14 protein-coding genes and 1 pseudogene are annotated in these 14,513 nt (G+C 62.1%); all 15 read right to left on the bottom strand.

Annotated elements, in window-relative coordinates; genetic code table 11:
* Position 1 precedes the first annotated feature (1 nt).
* Positions 2–307 carry an STAS domain-containing protein gene (locus ACZ5KU_RS08455; protein WP_054059747.1) on the bottom strand — a complete coding sequence of 102 codons (306 nt, stop codon included), beginning with the start codon at positions 305–307 and terminating at the stop codon, positions 2–4.
* A 134-nt stretch (positions 308–441) separates the two neighbouring features.
* The gene (gene fliJ / locus ACZ5KU_RS08450; RefSeq protein WP_054059746.1) at positions 442–891 is read right to left on the bottom strand and encodes a flagellar export protein FliJ; all 450 of its coding nucleotides are present in this window, start codon (positions 889–891) and stop codon (positions 442–444) included.
* Positions 892–898: 7 nt separating this feature from the next.
* Complete coding sequence (gene fliI, locus ACZ5KU_RS08445; RefSeq protein ID WP_054059745.1) at positions 899–2,257, bottom strand: flagellar protein export ATPase FliI; 1,359 nt, start codon at positions 2,255–2,257, stop codon at positions 899–901.
* On the bottom strand, positions 2,247–3,029 hold the full coding sequence (gene fliH / locus ACZ5KU_RS08440) for a flagellar assembly protein FliH (RefSeq protein WP_054059744.1): 783 nt from the start codon (positions 3,027–3,029) through the stop codon (positions 2,247–2,249). The genes fliI and fliH overlap by 11 nt, the downstream gene beginning before the upstream one ends.
* Before the next feature lie 10 nt (positions 3,030–3,039).
* Positions 3,040–4,059 carry a flagellar motor switch protein FliG gene (fliG, locus tag ACZ5KU_RS08435; protein WP_017902256.1) on the bottom strand — a complete coding sequence of 340 codons (1,020 nt, stop codon included), beginning with the start codon at positions 4,057–4,059 and terminating at the stop codon, positions 3,040–3,042.
* Complete coding sequence (gene fliF / locus ACZ5KU_RS08430) at positions 4,052–5,833, bottom strand: flagellar basal-body MS-ring/collar protein FliF (RefSeq protein ID WP_464737021.1); 1,782 nt, start codon at positions 5,831–5,833, stop codon at positions 4,052–4,054. The genes fliG and fliF overlap by 8 nt, the downstream gene beginning before the upstream one ends.
* Positions 5,834–5,848: 15 nt before the next feature.
* Positions 5,849–6,178: a flagellar hook-basal body complex protein FliE gene (fliE, locus tag ACZ5KU_RS08425; RefSeq protein WP_054060745.1), complete on the bottom strand. Its 330-nt coding sequence runs from the start codon at positions 6,176–6,178 to the stop codon at positions 5,849–5,851.
* Positions 6,179–6,313: 135 nt separating this feature from the next.
* Positions 6,314–7,713 (bottom strand): annotated as a pseudogene (fleR, locus tag ACZ5KU_RS08420) (sigma-54-dependent response regulator transcription factor FleR).
* Between the two features lie 2 nt (positions 7,714–7,715).
* A complete protein-coding gene (locus ACZ5KU_RS08415) occupies positions 7,716–8,903 on the bottom strand; it encodes a sensor histidine kinase (protein WP_419737482.1) in 1,188 nt (395 codons plus the stop codon).
* Positions 8,904–9,031: 128 nt separating this feature from the next.
* Complete coding sequence (locus ACZ5KU_RS08410; RefSeq protein WP_054060748.1) at positions 9,032–10,507, bottom strand: sigma-54 dependent transcriptional regulator; 1,476 nt, start codon at positions 10,505–10,507, stop codon at positions 9,032–9,034.
* 172 nt (positions 10,508–10,679) lie between these two features.
* Entirely contained in the window at positions 10,680–10,976 is a 297-nt protein-coding gene (gene fliT / locus ACZ5KU_RS08405; protein WP_054064080.1) for a flagellar protein FliT, read from the bottom strand.
* Positions 10,977–10,989: 13 nt separating this feature from the next.
* On the bottom strand, positions 10,990–11,385 hold the full coding sequence (gene fliS / locus ACZ5KU_RS08400; RefSeq protein ID WP_054060750.1) for a flagellar export chaperone FliS: 396 nt from the start codon (positions 11,383–11,385) through the stop codon (positions 10,990–10,992).
* A gap of 129 nt (positions 11,386–11,514) precedes the next feature.
* Positions 11,515–12,990, bottom strand: coding sequence for a flagellar filament capping protein FliD (gene fliD / locus ACZ5KU_RS08395; protein WP_054060751.1), 1,476 nt, complete (start codon positions 12,988–12,990; stop codon positions 11,515–11,517).
* Positions 12,991–13,072: 82 nt separating this feature from the next.
* A complete protein-coding gene (locus ACZ5KU_RS08390) occupies positions 13,073–13,450 on the bottom strand; it encodes a flagellar protein FlaG (protein ID WP_054060757.1) in 378 nt (125 codons plus the stop codon).
* A gap of 73 nt (positions 13,451–13,523) precedes the next feature.
* Complete coding sequence (locus tag ACZ5KU_RS08385; protein WP_464737020.1) at positions 13,524–14,384, bottom strand: flagellin domain-containing protein; 861 nt, start codon at positions 14,382–14,384, stop codon at positions 13,524–13,526.
* Between the last annotated feature and the right edge of the window lie 129 nt (positions 14,385–14,513).

The following is a 14,513-nucleotide window of genomic DNA, read 5'->3' as shown; positions in this document are numbered from 1 at the left end:
GTCAGGCGATGTCGAAGAGCTTGTCGAAATTGGAGATGGCGAGGATCTTGCGCACGTCCGAGTTGCTGTTGATCACACGGATATCGGCGCTGTCGCCGCCCGCATGATCACGCAACAGGAGCAGCATCCCCAGGGCCGAACTGTCGAGGTAGGTGGCATCCTTCAGATCGACGACCACCGAGTCGGGTTTGGTGTCGACCCGCTCGTAGGAATCGCGAAATTCCTGATGCTTGCCGAAATCGAAGCGCCCCTTGATGGAGATCGTCAATTTCCTGCCGTTGTCACTTACTGCAGACTCTACAGCCATGATCCAGCTTCCTTGTCAGTGGCAATGTGTACAAGGTTTAGCACCCCGCTGACGGCAGGGCAACCAAGACCGTCAAAATACCTGCGGTTGACCTGCGACCCCGCCTGGAATGTGGGGTTCAGGGTGCCTCACGCTCAGTAGACGTCATGGCGCGGCAGGCGCTGGGACAGTTCGTCCAGCAGTTTCTGCTCGCGCTTGTCCTCCAGCATCCGCGCCTCTTCGATATAACGCTGGACCAGCTTGCGCAGGCCTTCGACACGGGCATAGGCTTCCTGCCAGGTCACCCGGCCCTTGTCGAGGTTGTTCTGGTGCCAGGCCAGGCTCTGGCGCTGCTGGGCCACCGCGGTGTCCAACTGGCTGAGAAACTGCTGGTAGCCCAGCAGCCACTGGCTGGACACACCGTGCCGGCCACGCTCGATCCACTGCTCCTGATACTGCAGGCGAAATCCCTCGAGGTCAGCCAGCTTGTTCTGCGCCAGTTGCACCTGCCCCTGGAAATACCCCAGGCGCTGGGCAGCCGTGCGCTCCTTGCTCTCGGCCATCTCCACCACCGGCGCCAGGCGCGCGGCACGACTCTGGGCCATGACCGGATCAGCCGCCCGGCGCCGGGGCGAAGATCGTCGACAGGTGTGCGTCGCTCTCGCCGAGGCTGACGTTGTCGTTGAGGCCCTGGCGCAGGTACTGGACCATCGACGGCTGCAGCGAGATCGCCGTGTCGGTCTCGCGGTCACCGCCGGCCACATAGGCACCGACGCTGATCAGGTCGCGGGCCTGTTGATAACGCGACCAGAGCTGCTTGAAGTATTGCGCACGCTTCATGTGTTCGGGACTGACCACCGCCGGCATCACCCGGCTGATGGAGGCCTCGATGTCGATGGCCGGGTAATGCCCCTCTTCGGCCAGACGCCGCGACAGCACGATATGCCCGTCGAGCACACCCCGCGCCGAGTCGGCGATCGGGTCCTGCTGGTCGTCGCCTTCCGACAGCACGGTGTAAAACGCGGTGATCGAACCGCCACCCGCCTCGGCATTACCGGCCCGCTCCACCAGTTTCGGCAACTTGGCGAACACCGAAGGCGGATAACCCTTGGTCGCCGGTGGCTCGCCGATGGCCAGGGCGATTTCCCGCTGGGCCTGGGCGAAACGCGTCAGCGAATCCATCAGCAGCAGGACATTCCTGCCCTTGTCGCGGAAATATTCGGCGATCCGTGTGCAGTACATCGCCGCACGCAGGCGCATCAGTGGCGCATCGTCGGCAGGGGACGCGACCACCACCGAACGCTTGAGGCCTTCCTCACCGAGGATGTGCTCGATGAACTCCTTCACCTCGCGGCCCCGCTCGCCGATCAGCCCCACCACAATGATGTCGGCCTCGGTGAAGCGGGTCATCATGCCCAGCAGCACACTCTTGCCGACGCCGGTACCGGCGAACAGCCCGAGACGCTGGCCACGACCGACCGTCAACAGTCCGTTGATGCAACGAATGCCCACGTCCAGCGGCTGGTGGATGGGGTCACGATTGAGCGGGTTGATGGTCGGGCCGTCCAGCGGCACCCAGTCCTCGGCCTTCATCCCGCCCTTGCCGTCCAGCGCCCGCCCGGCACCGTCCAGGACCCGCCCGAGCATGCCCATGCCCATCGGCAGGCGGCCTGTATCGGCCAGCGGCACGACCCGGGCCCCCGGCGCGATACCGGCGACGCTGCCCACCGGCATCAGGAATACCTTGTTGCCGGAAAAGCCCATGACCTCGGCTTCGACCTGCACCGGATGGTAGCTGTCGTCGTTGATCACCACGCAGCGCGCCCCCATGGCCGCGCGCAAGCCCTCGGCTTCGAGGGTGAGGCCGACCATGCGCAACAGGCGCCCTTCGAGAATCGGTTGCCCCGGCAGGTTGATCGCATCGGCGTAAGTGCTCAAGCGCTTGCCGAAGCTGGTCCGTTCAAGACGCATCGGCGGGTTCCGGAGTGCCGAGCGGCACGTGGAATTCACCCAGGTCGACCTCGAGGTCAGGCTGGGCCGGATGCAGCGACTGTTCGTGCATCTGATCGAACAGTTGCGCAATCGCCTGTTCGATCCGCGTTTCGACGCTGGCATCGATCCGGCTATGCTCGGTCTCGACCCGGCAACCGCCCGGCAGCAGCGCCTCATCCTCGACGATGCGCCAGGACGCCTCGTGACGTTCGCGCAAGGCCTTGACCTGCTCGAAGTCCTGCGGATTGATGTACAGCCGCACGTTGTCGACTTCCAGCGGCAACAGTTTCAGCGCTTCGCGCAGCACATGCTCGATCTGGCTGGAATCGCTCTTGAGTTCGCGCTGGATGACCTGCCGGGTGATGTGCCCGACCAGCCCCACCAGGGCTTTCTCGATCTGCTGGTCCTGCTCGGCGATGGGCTGGAACAGGTTGCTCATCAGCCGCTCGAGGTTGGCCAGCTTGACGCCCAGGGCCACCTCGGCCTCCTGGCGGACCTTGATCTGGGTGCTGTGGAAGCCTTCGCGCTCACCCACCGCGAAGCCTTCGTTGTAGGCTTCCTGGCGAATGGTCTCGAGTTCCTCGAGGGTCAGCGGCTGGACTTCCTCCAGCGGCACCTCCTCGATCTCGGCCTGCGGCTCTTCCTCAGGTTCCGGCTCGGGCTCTTCGACATGCGGGTCGAAACTGGGCAGCGACCACAGGTCGAAGCCGCTGACGTCTCGCGCGCGGATCAGATCGGTTGGATCAGTCATGGCTTGATCCTTAGATCATCTCTTCGCCGCCCTTGCCGCCGAGCACGATTTCTCCGGCTTCGGCCATACGGCGGGCGATGGTGAGGATTTCCTTCTGCGCGGTTTCCACGTCGCTGACGCGGACCGGGCCCTTGGCCTCGAGGTCATCGCGCAGCAGTTCCGCCGCACGCTTGGACATGTTCTTGAAGATCTTTTCCTTGACGTTCTCGTCGGAGCCCTTGAGCGCCAGCACCAGCACGTCCGAGGAGACCTCGCGCAGCAGCGCCTGGATGCCGCGGTCGTCGACGTCGGACAGGTTGTTGAAGACGAACATGAGGTCTTCGATCTGGGTCGACAGATCCTCGTCCACTTCGCGGATCGAATCCATGAGCTGGCCTTCGATCGAGCTGTCGAGGAAGTTCATGATGTCCGCGGCACGCTTGATACCGCCCAGGGTGGTACGGGCCGCGTTGGAGTTGCCGGAGAACTGTTTCTCGAGGATCTGGTTGAGTTCCTTCAGGGCCGCCGGCTGCACGGTGTTCAGCGAGGAAACCCGCAGAATGATGTCCAGACGCACCTTGTGGTCGAAGTTGTTCAACACTTCGCCGGCCTGGTCCGGGTCGAGGTAGGCCACCACGATCGCCTGGATCTGCGGGTGCTCGTAACGAATGACGTCGGCCACGGCGCGCGGCTCCATCCACTTGAGGCTGTCCAGGCCGCTGGTGTTGCCACCGAGCAGGATCCGGTCGATCAGGCCGTTGGCCTTGTCCTCACCCAGGGCCTGGGTCAGCATCTTGCGCACGTAGTCGTCGGAACCGACGCCCAGGCTGGTCTGGTCGCCGACGATGTCGACGAACTCGCTCATGACCTGCTCGACCTGCTCGCGATGCACGTTGCGCATCTGCGCCATGGCCACGCCGACACGCTGGACCTCCTTGGGCCCCATGTGGCGCAATACCTGTGCAGCATCGGCCGACCCCAGCGACAGCAGCAAAATCGCGGCTTTATCGACCCGGGTCAACTTCTGGGTGACGGCGGCGTTATTACTCATCGGCGTTAATCCACTCTTTGACGACCTGTGCCACACGGCCCGGATCTTCGGCTACCAGACTCTTGATGGCGTTCAACTGCGCGTCATAACCTTCGCTCGGGCTTGGCAGCAGGATGCTCTGCGGACCGCCGAGGCTCACGCGGTCGTTGGCCAGCTCGCCATCCAGGCCGCCCATGCCACCGAGCTCGACGTCGCCGAGACCGGCCAGCTGCTTGTTCTTGCCACCGTTGGTGATGTTGTTCAGCACCGGACGCAGCACACCGAACACCAGGACCAGGATGAACAGCACGCCCAGCACCTGTTTGACCACATCCCAGAACCAGGGTTGCGAGTAGAACGGAATATCGGCGATCACTTCCCCGCGCTCGGCGGAGAACGGCACGTTGATCACACTCACGCTGTCGCCGCGGCTGGCGTCGAAACCGACGGCATCCTGCACCAGGCGGGTGAAGCGCGCCAATTCGTCGGCGCTCCACGGATTGCGGGTGGTTTCGCCATTGGCCGGGTTGACCTTGACCTGGTCGTCGACCACCACCGCCACCGACAGACGGGTCAGACGACCCTGCTGCTGCTTGGTATGGCTGATGGAACGATCCAGCTCGAAGTTCTTGGTGGATTGTTGACGCTTGTCCGACGGATACGGCGCCAGCATCGGCTGACCCGTGGCCGGGTCCATGATCTGCTGGCCGTTGGCATCGAGCAGTGGCTGGCCAGGCTGCACCGCGCCAGCCGAGGCGGTGGCGCCACCGGTGGTCTGCGGCGCCGAGGCCGGTGCCGGCGGCTGGTTGCTCAAGGCACCGGGCACGCCTTGCGGGCCGTTGCTGGCGGTGCGCTGTTCGCTGGTCGACTGTTCGCTGCGCAGCGCCGGCTGGTCCGGGTTGAACTGCTCGGAAGTCGACTCGACCGCGCTGAAATCGACATCAGCCGACACCTCGGCCTTGTAGCGATCGTTGCCGAGGATCGGTTGCAGGATGTTGTGCACCCGCTGGGTCAGCATGCTTTCCATGCGACGGCTGTAGTCAAACTGCTTGCCGGCCATGGTCAGTTCGGAGTTCTGTACCTGGTCGGAGAGCAGGTTGCCCTTCTGGTCGACCACGGTGATCTGCGACTTGTTCAGTTCGGGGACGCTGGTTGCCACCAGGTTGATGATCGCCACCACCTGGCCCGGCTCCAGGGAACGGCCAGGGTACAACTCGACCAGTACCGAGGCGCTTGGCTTGCGTTCGTCACGGACGAACACCGAGCTCTTCGGAATCGCCAGGTGCACACGGGCCGCCTTGACGTTGTTCAGGCTGGAGATGGTCCGCGCCAGTTCGCCTTCGAGGCCGCGCCGGTAACGGGTCGCCTCCATGAACTGGCTGGTCCCCAGCCCCTGGTCCTTGTCGAGGATTTCGAAGCCGATAGTGCCATCGGTCGGCGTGACACCGGCGGCCGCCAGCTTCAGGCGGGCGCGGGACACGTCCTCGGCCTTGACCAGCAGCGCGCCGGAATTAGGTTCAACGGTGTAGGGAATGTCCGCCGCCGCCAGGGTTTCGGTGACCTGCTTGGCATCCATACCGGCCAGGCTGCCGTAAAGCGGCCGATAGTCAGGTTGCTGGGACCACAACACCACGGCAAAACCAATCGCCACGCTGGCAGCCAGGCCGACCATCAGGCCGACCTGACGCAGCATGGTCATCTCGGAAAGGTTTTCCAGAAAGGACAAACCGAACAGCGGCTTGCTCTCTGTCGCGCCGGCCTTGGCCGGTACGTTATCGGCGACTGCTTCTGCCATGACTCAATCTCGCCCTTAAACCGGCATCTGCATGATGTCTTGATACGCCTGCACCAGCTTGTTGCGGACCTGGGTCAGGGCCTGGAACGAGACGCTGGCCTTTTGCGAGGCAATCATCACGTCCGTCAGGTCGACGCCGCTCTTGCCGATTTCGAAGGCATTGGCCAACTGGCTCGAAGCCTGCTGGGTATCGTTGACCTTGTTGACGGCCTGGCCGAGCAGATCGGCAAAGCTGCTGCCGGCGACTTCTGGCGCGGCCACAGCCGACTTCGGCTGAGCCATGGCATCCATTTGCATGGCGCGCATGTCCAACATCAACCGATTAAATTCAATACCCTGGCTCATGAACTACTCTCTCCGGCAACCTGCAATTTTTTGACACTCGTGCAGCGGTTAGTGGAGGTGTTAGCAACAAGGGTGCCATCTCCTTATCGCCTCCGAATAAAAACCGATACACGACCGTATAGCGGGTGAAGCGACTCAAGTGGCGAACAGATAGGCTTCCACATCCATGCCGGCATCGCGCATCTGCGCCAATTTGTAGCGCAGCGTACGCGGACTGATACCCAGCCGCTCGGCCGCCTCCTTGCGACGCCCGCGCTCGGCGCGCAGGGTGTCGATGATCATCTGGAACTCGCGTCGACGCAGGTCGTCGCCCAGCGCCCCGGCGGATTCCGCCACCGCCATTTCGCTGGCGTCCATCTCTACCGATGGTGCCCGCGCCGCCGGCAATGGCGCACAGCCGATGGGCCCGGCCAGGCAGAAGTCCTCGGCCTGGATCACCCGCCCTGTTGCAGAATCAACGCTCGCTGGATCGCATTGTCGAGTTCGCGAACATTGCCCGGCCAGGCATAGCCAACCAGACAGGCCTGGGCCCCAGGCGACAATCTGACGGCGGCATGTTTCATTTTCGCGCTGTGCTTGGCCAACAGGCGCTCGGCCAATGGCAGGATATCGGCAGTCCGCTCGCGCAGTGGACGCCAGGCCAACGGAAAAACCGACAGCCGGTAATAGAGATCCTCGCGGAACCGCCCTGCCGCCACCTCGGCCGCCAGATCACGGTTGGTGGTGGCCACCACCCGGATATCCAGGGCAATCGGCTTGCGCGCACCGACCCGCTCGACCTCACGCTCCTGCAACACCCTCAGCAGCTTGGCCTGCAACCCCAGGGGCATCTCGGAAATCTCGTCGAGCAGGAGGGTGCCACCGTCGGCCTGTTCGAACTTGCCCGCCTGGGCCGCGATCGCGCCGGTAAAGGAACCCTTCTCATGACCAAACAGCGTAGCTTCGAGCATGTTGTCCGGGATGGCCGCGCAGTTGATCGCGACAAACGGTTGCCCCGCCCGCTGGGATTGCTGGTGGATGAAGCGCGCCAGCACTTCCTTGCCGGTCCCCGACTCGCCGGAAATCAGCACCGTCGAATCGCTGCGGGCCACCCGCGCAGCCAGCTCCAGCAACTGCGCACTGGCCGGCTCGGCGGCGACCGGACCCTCGCTCTCCGCCGCACCGGACAACCCCAGCGCATGACGCTCCACCAGCTCCAGCAGCGCCCTGGGCTCGAACGGCTTGACCAGATAGTCGGCGGCGCCCTGACGCATCGCTTCCACGGCGCGTTCGACCGCACCATGAGCCGTCATCAGCAGCACCGGCAGCAATGGCTGGCGGGCCCGCAGCAGGCCGAGCAGCTGGTGCCCATCCATGCCCGGCATGTTCACGTCGCTGACCACCAGGCTGAACGACTCCTGCGCCACGGCCTGCAACGCCTCCTCGGCGCAGGCCACCGCGCGAAAGTCATGCCCGGCCAGCAGCAAGGTGTCCGCCAGCGCCTCGCGCAGCGCCCGATCATCCTCGACCAACAGAACCCTGATCCGTGCCGCCATCACTATGCCTCCGTGGCGCCGGGAATCAGCGGCAGGCACAACATCGCGCAGGTGCCACGCCCCGGACGTGAACGTAATTGCATGTCGCCCTGGTGCGCCCGGGCGACAGCCTTGACCACCGCCAGGCCGAGGCCGGTACCGGTGGTCTTGGTGGTGAAGAAAGGTTCGCCGAGGCGCGCCAGCACCTGCGGCTCGATCCCGCTGCCGTTGTCGCTGATGCTCAGGCGCAGGGTATTGCCCCGGCTGTACAGGTGCACCTTGAGGCGCACATCGGCACCACTGGCCTGCATGGCGTTTTCGATCAGGTTGAGCAGTGCGCCGACCAGGGTGTCGCGATTGCACAGCAACTCGCCGTCATGACTGTCGCACTGCCAACGGATCGCCACACCCTGCACATGGGTCTGCGCCGCCGCCTGCAGGGTCTGCAGCAAGGTCGCGGGCGTCAGACGGTCGGTCAGCGGCAGTTCACCGCGGGCGAACACCAGCATGTCGCGCACCTGATGCTCAAGCTCGTGCAGGCGCTCCTTCAGACGCCCGGCGAAACGCTGCTGGGTTTCCACCGGCAAGGCCTGTTCATTGAGATGGCTGGCGTACAGCAACGCCGCCGAGAGCGGCGTGCGGATCTGGTGGGCCAGGGAGGCGACCATCCGCCCGAGGGAAGACAGACGCTCGTGACGAGCCAGTTGATCCTGGAGACGACGGGTTTCAGTCAGGTCATTGAGCAGCACCAACTGCCCCGGCTCGCCTTCCAGCGACCGCGTGGCGATCGACAGGCGGCGACCATCCTTGAGCGAGATCTCATGACCGTCGTCCTCGCGCGGCGCGAAGCAGCGGGCGATCACCTGGCGCCACAGCTCGCCTTCCAGCGGCTCGCCAAGCAAATCGCGGGCCGCCGGATTGGCCTCGCAGACGAAACCATGGGAATCGATGACGATGACGCCACCGGGCAGCAGGTCCAGAAGGTTCTGCAGGCGGTTGGCCAAGCGCTCCTTTTCCGCCAGCTCAGCCATGCGCTGGGCGCTGACCACGGCCAGTTCACCCTTGAGTTCGGTGACCCGCGCCTCGAGCATGCTGTAGGAATCGGTGAGTTGCGTAGACATCTGGTTGAACAGCGCAAACGCCTGCTCAAGGCCCAGCCGGCTTGCCTGCTCTACGGAAGGTTGCCCCGCAACGTCGGGGACAGGAGGCATCTGGGCGGCTTGGGGCATCGTCATCTCTCGCTTGACTGACCGTCATTTAAACGGAAGGTTGCGGGAGACTTAGCAATACCCGTGCCTAAAAAAAACCGCCCAATTTTCAGTAACTTGAAAAACAGGCGTCAATCATCCGCCTGTTCATCACCTTCACGGCGGCTCATGCCGTACTTGCGCATCTTCTCCACCAGGGTGGTACGCCGAATACGCAGACGCTCGGCGGCCCGGGCGACGATACCATTGGCATCGTCCAGGGCCTGCTGGATCAACCCCTGCTCCAGGCCACCCAGGTAGTCCTTGAGGTCCAGGCCTTCGGGAGGCAGCATCGCCGAGGTGCTGAAGTCCGGCGTATGGCCGTTGATCGCCACGCGCTCCTCAAGGTCGCTGCGCAGGCTGTCGACCATTTGCTCGTCTTCGTCATCGACGTAGCGGAATTTCTTCGGCAGTTCGGCCACGCCGATCACCCCATAGGGATGCATGATCGCCATGCGCTCCACCAGGTTGGCCAGCTCGCGGACGTTGCCCGGCCAGCCATGACGGCACAGCGACATGATCGCGGCCGAGTTGAAGCGGATCGAACCGCGCTTCTCGTGCTCCATGCGCGAGATCAGCTCGTTCATCAGCAGCGGGATATCCTCGACCCGCTCGCGCAGCGGCGCCATCTCGATCGGGAAAACGTTCAGGCGGTAGTAGAGGTCCTCACGGAAACTACCCACCTCGATCATGCTTTCGAGGTTCTTGTGGGTCGCCGCGATGATCCGCACATCGATGCTCTGGGTCTTGTTGCTGCCCACGCGCTCGAAGGTACGCTCCTGCAGCACGCGCAGCAGCTTGACCTGCATCGGCAGCGGCATGTCGCCGATTTCGTCGAGGAACAGCGTACCGCCGTTGGCCAGCTCGAAGCGCCCGGCCCGGCTGGTGATGGCGCCGGTGAAGGCGCCCTTCTCATGACCGAACAGCTCGCTTTCCAGCAACTCGGCCGGAATCGCCCCGCAGTTGACCGGAACGAAGGGCGCGTCGCGCCGCTTGGAATGGTAGTGCAGGTTGCGCGCCACGACTTCCTTGCCAGTACCGGACTCACCGAGGATCAGCACGCTGGCATCGGTATCGGCCACCTGCTGCATCATCTGCCGCACGTGCTGAATCGCACGGCTGGTACCGACCAGACTGCGGAACAGGTTCGGTTCGCGCTGGCGACCACGCTCGCGGGCCTGGTCATACATCTCGCGATAGACCTGGGCACGGTGCAGGGAATCGAGCAGCTTGCTGTAGCTGGGCGGCAGTTCAAGGCTGGAAAGCACCCGGCGGCGCAGGTCTTCGGGCAGCTCGGCAGAACTATTTTCACCCAAAAGCAGAACAGGAAGGAACTCATCCCAGGTTCCGAGTGTCTTAAGCAAGCCCGATAGCCCCGCGCTCGCGTTGACAGTCCCGATCAGGACGCACAACACCTCGCGGCTGGACGCCAGGGACTCGGCCGCCTGCTGCCAGTCATTGCTGCCGCAGGACAGGTTGTCTTCGCCGAGAAAATTTAGAATCACCGCCAAATCCCGGCGGCGAACGCTATCGTCATCGATCAGCAGAATTTTGGTTTCACGCCACATGCAATAGCAACTTCCCTAGTCAACTCGATGCCCGGGATGGATGGGCAACACTTGACGCCCGAGGTGGGCTATCACCTTCAAAGACGACTGAAATCGGAAAAACAGCACTAGTTAAGTCAAAAAATCGTGCGTAGTCAAATTTATGGCGCAATACGTTTCGATTAACCCCGTGTCAACCGAACAAATGGTAAACCTTCGCCGCGTTCTGCGCCTGCTGCAGGTGCTGCATCTCGTCGACTATCGCCTGCCGCTCCGCCATCGCCGTCTCCAGCAACTGTCGATAGACGTGCAACAGCTCTTCCAGGTTACTGCGCAAGGCATCCTCATCGACCGATGCCTCATTGAGCACATCCTCCATACAGGCACGGCATGCAAGGTCCAGCTCGGCAATGCTACCCCAGTCACGCTCGGCAAGGGCCTTCACCAAGGCTTCACGGGTTTCCTGGATACGCTGCAGTACGAGGCTCATGACGCTGTGCTCCCTAGAACTGTGGAGTGGGCGCGCCAATGGCGTCCCAACCCTCTTTGACCGTGCTGAGCAGGCCTGCGACTTCATCAAGGATCTTCGGATCGGACTTGATGTTGGCTTCGGCCAGACGCTTCATCATGTAGGCATAGAGACTGTCCAGATCAGCCAGGGCATCCGCCTGCTTCTCCAGGTCCAGCCCCTCACGCAGGCCACCGACGATACCAATGGCCTTGCCGATCGCCACGCACTTGGCGGGGATATCATTGCGCGCGATAGCCCCCTTGGCCTGCGCGATGCGATCCAGGCCACCTTCCATCAGCATTTGCACCAGACGGTGAGGACTGGCCTCGGAGGTCTGTGCCTGGGCCCCCACTTTCTGATATTGCCGAAGGGCTAACATCGGGTTCATGTCGTACCTCGCTGCCACTCTAAAAGTTCGTATGACCAGTGTATCGCCTTCGAGTCAAAAAACTTTAACCCGAAAGGCAAAAACCCGGCGCGCCATTCAGCGTAGCCGGGTTTTTGGCGTCAGCCCAGATTACTTGGCGGACTGTTGCGCGTTCAGCGAGGTGAAGAACGAGGTGATACTGGACGCCGTCGCTTTCATCTGCCCGACCAACAGATCCATGGCGTTGTACTTGGCCGTCAGGGTCTTGGTCATGTTGGCGACCCGCAAGTCCAATGCCGCCTGCTGCTCGGTCAGGTTCTTGGCCACCTTCTGCAGGCTGGTGTTGCGGTCGTCGAGCAAACCACCCGTACGCAGGCTGGTTCCGGCGACCTGTTTACCCAGGTAGGTGTCGAGGGTGTTACCGATGCGCGAAAACAGGCCATTGGTCGAGTTGGTACCGTTGAACAACTGCTGCACCTGACCGCTCATGCCTGGCTTGGCCATGGCCTTGTTGAACGCGGCGGTATCGAGGGACAGATTACCGGAATTGCTGGCATCACTGCCCGCCACCGTCAACACGCCCAACTGCGACAGCACCGACAGCGCCCCACCCGGCCCCGGAGCCGTAAGCTGCTCGCGAATGTCGGAAATCAGCGAACGCGGCAGGGAGTCACCGGTGAACGCCGCAGACACCGTCAGCTTGCCATTGGCATCCGCCGTCGCCTTGGACAGGGAGTTGATGGTACTCATCAGGGTGTTGTAGGAATCGACGAACGACTGGATCGATTTCTGCAGGCCGTCGGTATTGGTCGCCACGGTGACCGTCGAGCTGGCACCGACGCCGGGAGCACCGGCCGACAAAAGATTCAGGGTCAGGCCGCTGATCGCACCGGTCACGGTATTGCTCTTGCTGGTCACTTTCAGGCCATCGACGGTCAGCGAAGCATCCGTGGCCAGGGCACTGACCGCACCGGAGTCCGTCGATGACGGAGTACTGCTCATCACCTGGGTACCGTCAATCTCCAGGCCGGCGATACCGCTGACCTTGATGTCGGAGCCCGCACCCGTGGTGGTCGAACTGATCACCATGCGCGAAGCACCGCTGCTGTCGGTGACGATGTTGGCCGAGAAGCCATTGCCCGCCAGCTTGTTGTTGATCAGGTCCCGGGTACTCTGCAAGGTGGCATTGGCCGGGATGTCGACATTGTAGTTAGTGCCATTTTGACTGATAGTCAGGGTACCACTCGGAATGGCACTGCTGGCACCGCCGGCAAATGCGGCGCTGGCCACCTTCGAACCCGTGGCCAGGCTCGACACGACAACGTTGTAGGTGCCTGGAACGGCGGTGTTATCGGCAGTCGCGCTCAGCGTGGTCGCCGTACCCGAGGTCGCCGTATAACCGGCGAACGCGGTGAGCGAAGCACTCAGGTCGGTCATGGTCTTCTGGAACGCAGCCAGGGCGCTCTTCAGGGACGCGACACCGGAAATCTTCAGTGTGTTGGTTTTTGTCGCGGTGTCGATCTGCGTCTGCTTCGCCGACTTGTCGGCGTTCACCAGCGCGGTAACGATCGAACCGATATCCAGACCCGAGCCTAGGCCCGTTCCCGGTAAAATTGGACTTGCCATGTGCCTCTCCCGTCAGATTGCTGCCGATCTTTTGACCTTTATCAACAGCCAAAGATCCAGCAAACACTATTCATGCCAGTTGTCAGGCTTTTCCGTCGAACAGTAGGCTGCTCGCCGAACTCAGGCTGTCAGCCAACTTCATGGCCTCGGCGGAAGGGATCTGCCTGACCACCTCGCCCGTCTCGCTGGCGATGACCTTGACGATGACTTTCCCGGAATGTTCGTCAATCGAGAACTCCAGGTTACGCTTGATCGACTGCACGAACTTTTCAATATCCTGAACAGCCCGCTTGAGTCTTTCGGAGGAATCCGCATCCTTGTTGGTGGCGTCGGTGTCTGGAGCCGCTTGCACCTTATCCGCCTGAGGTGCCGCAGCCGTCTTATCAACCACAGTGGTGCTGTTGGAACTGGCTGGCAGAACAGCTGGATAAGACAGATTAAGCTTTACACTCATGTCCATCTTCATCACCTCTCAACGTAAAAAGGCGAGAGAGCGTGGCAAGCACACTCCCCCGCCAAAACTCATTCCGAAATTACTGAAGCAGCTTCAGTACAGCGGAAGGCAGTTGGTTAGCCTGAGCCAGAACAGAGGTGGAAGCCTGTTGCAGGGTCTGCTGCTTGGTCAGGTTAGCAGTTTCCGCGGCGAAGTCGGTATCTTGTACGCGACCTTGTGCAGCGGTGGTGTTTTCGTTGATGTTCTGCAGGTTGGAGATGGTGCTGGTCAGACGGTTCTGCGAAGCACCCAGGTTGGCACGGGTAGCACCGATGGTAGCGATTGCAGCGTCGATAGCGGTGATCGCGTTGTCGATGTTCTGCGAGGCCGAACCTGCACCAGTACCGGTGGTACCGGTCAGAACCACAGTACCGCTACCTACCGACAGGCTGGCGGCGTCGAATTTCGAGCTCAGAACCAGGTCGATGTGGTTGGCGGTGCCGGTGTTGGCGCCGACTTGCAGGGTCACGGTACCAGCCGAACCGTCCAGCAGGAATTTGCCGTTCAGGTTGGTGGACTGAGCGATACGAGTCAGTTCGTCAGACATCTGAGCGAATTCGGCGTTGGTCGCGGTCTGGTCGGCAGTGCCGTTGGTTCCGTTACGGGCTTTAACAGCCAGTTCACGCATACGCTGCAGGATGTCGGTCGAAGCTTGCAGAGCGCCTTCAGCGGTCTGGGCAACGGAGATACCGTCGTTGGCGTTCTGCACAGCCTGGTTGTTACCACGGATCTGCGAAGACATGCGGTTGGAGATCTGCAGACCAGCGGCGTCGTCTTTGGCGCTGTTGATTTTCAGACCGGAAGACAGGCGCTGCATGGAGGTAGACAGGGCATCGGAAGCACGGTTCAGGTTCTTCTGAACGTTCAGCGACGTAGTGTTGGTGTTTACAGTTAAAGCCATGACGAATTCCTCGTTGGGTGGTGTACTACGGCTTCCGGCCCTGGCATCCGCCGGGTGTGGCCTAGAGAACCTTCGTAATAGTTATCGTCGGTATGGCAGGTTGCTTGAGGGCTTTTTTCAAAAAATTTG

This window comes from Pseudomonas sp. Tof1, from assembly GCF_055390395.1.
The sequence above is the reverse complement of the archived record's forward strand: the minus strand, read 5'-3'. Positions and strand labels throughout refer to the sequence as shown.

What these genes read in the sequence shown, in the direction of transcription:
- fliH (WP_054059744.1), bottom strand. Translation starts at nt 3,029, where the DNA reads ATGACTGATCCAACCGATCTGATCCGCGCGCGAGACGTCAGCGGCTTC.
- fliG (WP_017902256.1), bottom strand. Translation starts at nt 4,059, where the DNA reads ATGAGTAATAACGCCGCCGTCACCCAGAAGTTGACCCGGGTCGATAAA.
- fliE (WP_054060745.1), bottom strand. Translation starts at nt 6,178, where the DNA reads ATGAGCCAGGGTATTGAATTTAATCGGTTGATGTTGGACATGCGCGCC.
- fliI (WP_054059745.1), bottom strand. Translation starts at nt 2,257, where the DNA reads ATGCGTCTTGAACGGACCAGCTTCGGCAAGCGCTTGAGCACTTACGCC.
- fliD (WP_054060751.1), bottom strand. Translation starts at nt 12,990, where the DNA reads ATGGCAAGTCCAATTTTACCGGGAACGGGCCTAGGCTCGGGTCTGGAT.
- ACZ5KU_RS08415 (WP_419737482.1), bottom strand. Translation starts at nt 8,903, where the DNA reads ATGCCTCCTGTCCCCGACGTTGCGGGGCAACCTTCCGTAGAGCAGGCA.
- ACZ5KU_RS08390 (WP_054060757.1), bottom strand. Translation starts at nt 13,450, where the DNA reads ATGGACATGAGTGTAAAGCTTAATCTGTCTTATCCAGCTGTTCTGCCA.
- ACZ5KU_RS08385 (WP_464737020.1), bottom strand. Translation starts at nt 14,384, where the DNA reads ATGGCTTTAACTGTAAACACCAACACTACGTCGCTGAACGTTCAGAAG.
- ACZ5KU_RS08455 (WP_054059747.1), bottom strand. Translation starts at nt 307, where the DNA reads ATGGCTGTAGAGTCTGCAGTAAGTGACAACGGCAGGAAATTGACGATC.
- ACZ5KU_RS08410 (WP_054060748.1), bottom strand. Translation starts at nt 10,507, where the DNA reads ATGTGGCGTGAAACCAAAATTCTGCTGATCGATGACGATAGCGTTCGC.
- fliF (WP_464737021.1), bottom strand. Translation starts at nt 5,833, where the DNA reads ATGGCAGAAGCAGTCGCCGATAACGTACCGGCCAAGGCCGGCGCGACA.
- fliJ (WP_054059746.1), bottom strand. Translation starts at nt 891, where the DNA reads ATGGCCCAGAGTCGTGCCGCGCGCCTGGCGCCGGTGGTGGAGATGGCC.
- fliS (WP_054060750.1), bottom strand. Translation starts at nt 11,385, where the DNA reads ATGAACCCGATGTTAGCCCTTCGGCAATATCAGAAAGTGGGGGCCCAG.
- fliT (WP_054064080.1), bottom strand. Translation starts at nt 10,976, where the DNA reads ATGAGCCTCGTACTGCAGCGTATCCAGGAAACCCGTGAAGCCTTGGTG.